This window comes from Pseudomonas baetica (assembly GCF_051216495.1).
GTDB lineage: Bacteria > Pseudomonadota > Gammaproteobacteria > Pseudomonadales > Pseudomonadaceae > Aquipseudomonas > Aquipseudomonas baetica_B.
Map to the genome: position 1 here is coordinate 1 of NZ_JBPKAM010000190.1, position 6,689 is coordinate 6,689.

The following is a 6,689-nucleotide window of genomic DNA, read 5'->3' on the forward strand; positions in this document are numbered from 1 at the left end:
AATGACTCTGCTAAAGAAGGGGGGGGCCAAGCAGGAGGGGGGTGTGGGTGGGAAGTCCGTCGAAAAAGCAGGCTCGCTCCCACAGTGGATTTCTGTCACTCAGAGACTTCCCCTCAACCATGGGATCACCCAAAAAGGAAAGGGGCTTAGACGGGCAGGTGAATGCCGAAGGTGTTCATGCCATGGTCGCTGCGCACAAACACATCACCGCCATGCATCAGCGCAATCGCCTTGACGATCGCCAGCCCCAAACCGTGGTTGTTGCCGCTGTTGCTGCGCGAGGCGTCGACGCGATAGAAGCGTTCGAACAGGCGCGATAAATGCTCATTGGCAATCGGCGAACCGGGGTTCGCCACGCCGATGCTGACTTGATGCTCCTGGGCTTCGATCCGCACCTGAATCACCTGCCCGGGCTGGGTGTGCTGCACGGCGTTGTTCAGCAGGTTGATCAACGCCCGACGCAGGTGCGCGATCTCGATACGCACCTGGGCATCGCCGCTGACCTGCACTTGAACCTGGGCATCTTCGAGGATGAAGTCCAGGTACTCCAGGGTCGTCGCCACCTCATCGGCCAGCGACGTGGCGGTCAGCTTGGTGGCCTTGCTGCCTTGGTCTGCGCTGGCGAGGAACAGCATGTCATTGATGATCGAACGCAGGCGCTCGAGCTCTTCGAGGTTCGATTGCAAAACCTCGAAATAATGCTCCGCCGAGCGTCCACGGGTCAGCGCGACCTGGGTCTGGCCGATCAGGTTGGTCAGCGGCGAGCGCAATTCATGGGCGACATCGGCGTTGAACGACTCCAGTCGCGAGTAAGCCTGTTCGACCCGTTCCAGTGTGGAGTTGAACGAGTTGACGAACTGATTCAGTTCCGGCGGCAGCGACGACATGCGCAAGCGCCCGGAGCGCAAGGGAGGGGCCAGGCGCTGGGCCTCCTGTGACAGCTTGATCAAAGGTTTGAGGCCGATCCGTGCCACCCAGTAACCCAACGCCGAAGCCAGCAGCACGCCGACAATCGCCAGGCTGATCAGGGCGATCAGCAACTGATGCTGGGTCTGGTAAAAGGTCTCGGTGTCGATGCCGATCATGAAACGCAGCGGCGGGCGCTGATCCTTGGCGGGAAACTGGCTGACCAGCACTTTCAGCGGGTAGGGCTGATCGGGCAGGGTCATGTCGCGCATGCCCAGCGGGCCTTGGGCAAACTCGCGGATCTGTGGGGTCAGGTTGCCGTATTCGTAGTGCGAATCGCCGCTGACGATCCAGAAGCTGATGCGTTTGTCTTCTTCGCCGAGCAGCTTGAGCTTGTTGTTGATTTTCACCCAATGCTCAGGCGTGCCGTAACGGCCAACCGTGGATTCGAGCACGCTGTAGCGCGCGTCCAGCTCGGCTTCGGGCAACAGCCCCAGGCCTTTATCGACCTGTTGATACAGTGCCCAGCCGATCAACATGAACACCAACAGCGCCACCAGCGTAAACATTGCGCTGAGGCGTAGCGCGATCGAATTACTGGACACCACGGCTCTCCAGCACATAACCCATGCCACGGATCGTGTGCAGCAGTTTTTCATCGAACGGCCCGTCGAGCTTGGCCCGCAGGCGCTTGATCGCGACTTCGACGACGTTGGCGTCGCTGTCGAAATTGATGTCCCAGACCATCTCGGCAATCGCCGTTTTCGACAGGATCTCACCCTGGCGGCGGGCCAGGACACTGAGCAGCGAGAACTCCTTGGCGGTCAGGTCCAGGCGCGTGCCGCCACGGGTGGCCTTGCGGCTGATCAAATCTATCCACAGGTCGGCGATGCTCACCTGCACCGGTTCGTGGCCGCCACTGCGACGGGTCAGCGCTTGTAAACGCGCCACCAGTTCGAGGAAGGAAAACGGTTTGCCCAGGTAATCGTCGGCTCCGTCGCGCAGGCCCCTGATACGGTCTTCCACACGCTCGCGGGCGGTGAGCATGATCACCGGGGTTTGCTTGCGCGCGCGCAAGGCACGCAGTACGCCGAAGCCATCAAGGCCCGGCAACATCACGTCGAGGACGATCACCGCGTAGTCGCTTTCCAGCGCCAGGTGCAGGCCTTCCACGCCATCGCGGGCCAGGTCCACGGTGTAACCCTGTTCCGTCAGGCCGCGGTGCAGGTAATCCGCGGTTTTTTCCTCGTCTTCGATAATCAGGACACGCATGACCCGCCTCAGTCTGTGGTCGCCAACGCCGGTAACGGCGCGGGCTTCTCTGTTTTGGGAGTGGGTCTATGAAATAGCCGCTCCAGCCACAAGTATATGACCGGGGTGGTGAACAGCGTCAGCGCCTGGCTCACCAGCAAGCCGCCGACCACCGCGATCCCCAGGGGTTGGCGCAGCTCGGCGCCGGTGCCGTAGCCGAGCATCAGCGGCAGGGCGCCGAGCAGGGCGGCGAGGGTGGTCATGATGATCGGCCGGAATCGCGTCAGGCAGGCCTGGAAGATCGCTTCCTCCGGTGGCAGGCCGCCCTTGCGCTGTGCTTCGAGGGCGAAGTCGATCATCAGGATGCCGTTTTTCTTCACGATGCCGATCAGCAACACCAGGCCGATCAGCGCCATGATCGAAAAGTCCTGGCCGCAGATCCACAGCATGATCACCGCGCCCAGCCCCGCCGCAGGCAGGGTCGAGATGATGGTCAGCGGATGCACGAAGCTCTCATAGAGCACACCGAGAATGATGTACACCGCCACCAATGCTGCAAGGATCAACCAAGGCTGGCTGGCCAGCGAACTCTGGAACGCCTGGGCCGCGCCCTGGAAATTGCCGCTGATCGCCACCGGCATGCCGATCTCGGCCTTGGCCTGGTCGAGCATGATCACCGCATCGCCCAAGGCCACGCCGGGCGCAAGGTTGAACGACAGGTTGGCGGCCGGGAACATGCCGTCATGGGCGATGGACAACGGGCCGATGCTCGGCGCATCGAACCGGGCCAGCGCCGACAGCGGCACCATCTCACCGCTCAGGGGCGAACGCAGATAGAAATAGTTGAGACTTTCTGCCTTGCCGCGCTGTTTGGTGTCCAGTTCCAGGATCACGTTGTACTGGTTGACCTGGGTCTGGAATTCATTGATCTGCCGTTGGCCGAAGGCATCGTACAGCGCCTCGTCGACATCGCTGGCGGTCAGGCCGAAGCGTGCCGCCGCGCTGCGGTCGATGCTGATGTGGGTGATGCTGCCGCCCAATTGCAAGTCGTTGGACACGTCGCGGAAGGCCGGGTTGCTGCGCAGTTTTTCCGTCAGGCGCTGGGTCCAGGTGCTCAGCACCGCGCCGTCATTGCTCTTGAGCACGTATTGGTACTGGGCGCGGCTCGGGCCGGAGCTGAGGTTGATATCCTGGCCTGCGCGCAAATACAGGACGATGCCCGGGACCTTCATCAGTTGCGGACGAATCCGGTCGATGAACTCACTGGCGGAAACGTCGCGGTCACCGCGTTTTTTCAGGGCGATCCAGAAGCGGCCGTTGGCGATGGTCTGGTTGCTGCCCGACACGCCCACCGAGTGCGAAAACGCCTCCACTGCCGGATCGGCGGCGACGATTTCAGCCATCGCCAGGTGTTTTTTCACCATGTCGCCGTAGGAAATATCCGCAGCAGCTTCGGTGGTGCCGAGGACAAAACCGGTGTCCTGGACCGGGAAGAAACCTTTCGGAATGAAGACGTAGCCGCCAACGGCCAGCGCCACCGACAAGCCGAAGATGCCGAGCGTCAGTTTCTGATGGGCGAGTGCACGACGCAGGCCTTTTTCATAGAGGTCCAACAGACGCTCGCCGAAACCCTTCTTGCCGTGGGCATCGTGCACCGGGGCGCGCATGAACAGCGCCGCCAGGGTCGGCGCCAGGGTCAGGGACACGACCACCGAAATCAGGATGGTCGAGGTGGCAGTCAACGCGAACTCCTTGAACAGCCGCCCGACCACGCCGCCCATGAACAGCAGCGGGATGAACGCCGCTACCAGCGAGAAACTGATCGACACCACGGTGAAGCCGATTTCCCCGGCGCCCTTGATCGCGGCCTCGCGCATGCCGTCGCCGGCCTCCAGATGGCGGTGAATGTTCTCCACCACCACAATCGCATCGTCGACCACGAACCCCACGGCAACCACAATTGCCACCAGCGTCAGGTTGTTCAGGCTGAAACCCATGACGTACATCAGGGCGAAACTGGCGACCAGCGACACACCGAGCACCGCCGACACAATCAGGGTCGCCGACAACTGGCGCAGGAACAGTGCCATCACCGCCACCACCAGCATGATCGCGATCAGCAGGGTGATTTCCACCTCATGCAGCGAGGCACGGATGGTCTGGGTGCGGTCGATCAGCGTCTTGACCTGCACCGAGGCGGGTAGCATCGCTTCCAGACCCGGCAGAGCCGCTTGGATACGATCAACGGTCTCGACGATATTGGCCCCCGGCTGACGGAAGATCACCAGGTTGACCCCCGGTTGCGTGCCGGCCCAAGCCTGGACGTAGGCGTCTTCCGAACCGTTGACGACCTTGGCCACGTCCTTGAGATGGACCGGTGCACCGTTCTTGTAGGAAACGATCAACTGGCTGTAGTCCTCAGGGTGGAACAACTGATCGTTGGTGGATAGGGTCGAGATGCTTGATTCGCCGTACAGCGCACCCTTGGCCAGGTTGAGGCTGGTCTGCTGGATCGCCAGGCGAATGTCCGCCAGCGTCAGGCCGATGGCCGCCAGTTTGTCCGCCGAGACCTGGACGCGAATCGCCGGACGCTGTTGGCCGGTGATGTTGACCTGACCAACACCGTCGATCTGACTGATCTGACGGGACAGCAGGGTTTCCGTGAGGTCGCTGAGTTCGGGGCCGGGCATCAGCGACGAGTTGACGCTGAGGATCAACACCGGGCTGTCGGCCGGGTTGACCTTGCGCCAGGTTGGCAGGTTCGGCATGTCCTTGGGCAACTTGCCGGCAGCGGTGTTGATCGCCGCCTGCACTTCCTGGGCGGCGGTATCTATGCTTTTGTCGAGGGTGAATTGCAGGATCAGGATGGTCGAGCCCAAGGCGCTGCTCGAGGTCATCTGGGTCACGCCGGGGATGGCGCTGAACTGCACTTCAAGGGGCGTGGCCACCGACGACGCCATGGTTTCCGGGCTGGCACCGGGCAGTTGCGCCGCCACCTGGATGGTCGGAAATTCCGCCTCGGGCAAGGGCGCAACCGACAGGCGCGGAAAAGCGATAACACCCAGCAGCACCAGGGCAAACGTCAGCAATACCGTCGCCACCGGGTGATCGATGCACCAGGCGGATACCGAACCGTGGCCCTTCATTGCGCGGCCTCCGATTGCACCACTTGCGCAGGCTCGGTCAGCACCTGAACGGTAGAGCCGGGTTTGAGCCGCGACTGGCCATCGCTGACCAGCACATCACCCGGCTCCACGCCTCTGATGATGTTCTGGCCGCTGCCCTGATAGACCATCTGCACCGGCACGGTTTCGACCTTATCACCCTTGATTCGGTAAACGAACGGCTGATCGAGGCCGCGTTGTACGACGGTCGGCGGTACTACCAGCGCATTTTTGTCCAGCGCTGTCTGAATCTTTACCGTCACCAGCAGGCCCGGCCAGAGTTTCTGCCCGGCGTTGTTGAATTCGGCCTTGGCGCGGATGGTCCCGGTATTGGCGTTGATCTGGTTGTCGATCAAAGTCAGGTGGCCTTCACCCAACAGGTTGCCGGTTTCGCCATCGGTGTCGGCGCCGATGTAGGCCTTGACCCTGGCATGTTGCGGATCATTGATCAGGCCTTGCAGGGTCGGGAGCATGTGTTGCGGCAGGGAGAACTCTACGGCGATCGGGTCGATCTGGGTGACGGTGAACAGGCCTTGGGTGTCGGTCATGCGCAGGAAGTTGCCTTCATCCACAGTGCGAATACCGACGCGACCGGTGACCGGAGAGCGAATCTGCGTGTAGGAAAGTTGTACCTGGGCCGCATCGATCGACGCCTGGTTGCCCTGGGCGGTGGCCTTGAGTTGGTTGACCAGCGCCTGTTGCTGGTCATACGTCTGTTTCGACACGCCGTCGTCGACGCTCAACAGCTTGTAGCGCTTGAGGTTGACCAGCGCCACTTGCAACTGCGCCTGGCTTTCGCCCAGTTGCGCCCGGGCCTGGTCGAGGCTGGCGCGGATCGAACGGTCATCGATGGTCGCCAGCAGATCGCCTTTGTTCACCAATTGGCCTTCCTTGACCAGGATTTTGGTGAGAATGCCGTCTATCTGCGGGCGGACCACAACGCTGTGCAGCGACAGGACCGAGCCGATGCCACTGACGTAGCGGGGGACGTCTTTTTCGACGACGGCGACCACGCGAACAGGGATGGCAACGGGCGCCGCGAGTCTCGCCTTGGCGGGTTTGGTGGCATACCACAGGCCCAGCGCTGCCAGAATGATCAGAAGGGCGACGAGCAGGACGGGTTTTTGCTGGATTCGCATGCGAGTGAGGCGCCAGGGCAGGGATCAGGGAGATTTGTATCTTCCTTTATAAACCTGTTTGGCGGTCAGGAAGGTGACTGGTAACTGACGGCGCTGTCAGTTTGGATGTGCCTGGCGGCCTCACAGCCGAGTTTGCGGATGTACCCAGTTCACTGTGGGAGAGGGGGGGGGGGTGGGGGGGGGGGGGGGGGGGGTGACAAGGGCTAGGAGCAAAAAAAACCCCCCCCAA

4 protein-coding genes are annotated in these 6,689 nt (G+C 61.8%); all 4 read right to left on the reverse strand.

What is annotated here, in order from left to right; genetic code table 11:
- Window positions 1-146: 146 nt before the first annotated feature.
- From ACSFE6_RS30695 to ACSFE6_RS30710, 4 genes are read right to left on the reverse strand one after another with little or no spacing between them, the layout of a single operon-like run.
- Entirely contained in the window at window positions 147-1,511 is a 1,365-nt protein-coding gene (locus tag ACSFE6_RS30695) for a heavy metal sensor histidine kinase (protein WP_435431128.1), read from the reverse strand.
- A complete protein-coding gene (locus ACSFE6_RS30700; protein WP_435431129.1) occupies window positions 1,501-2,178 on the reverse strand; it encodes a heavy metal response regulator transcription factor in 678 nt (225 codons plus the stop codon). Before ACSFE6_RS30700 ends, ACSFE6_RS30695 begins: the two co-directional genes overlap by 11 nt.
- A gap of 8 nt (window positions 2,179-2,186) precedes the next feature.
- On the reverse strand, window positions 2,187-5,303 hold the full coding sequence (locus ACSFE6_RS30705) for a multidrug efflux RND transporter permease subunit (RefSeq protein ID WP_435431130.1): 3,117 nt from the start codon (window positions 5,301-5,303) through the stop codon (window positions 2,187-2,189).
- Complete coding sequence (locus tag ACSFE6_RS30710) at window positions 5,300-6,460, reverse strand: efflux RND transporter periplasmic adaptor subunit (RefSeq protein WP_435431131.1); 1,161 nt, start codon at window positions 6,458-6,460, stop codon at window positions 5,300-5,302. The genes ACSFE6_RS30705 and ACSFE6_RS30710 overlap by 4 nt, the downstream gene beginning before the upstream one ends.
- Window positions 6,461-6,689 lie beyond the last annotated feature (229 nt).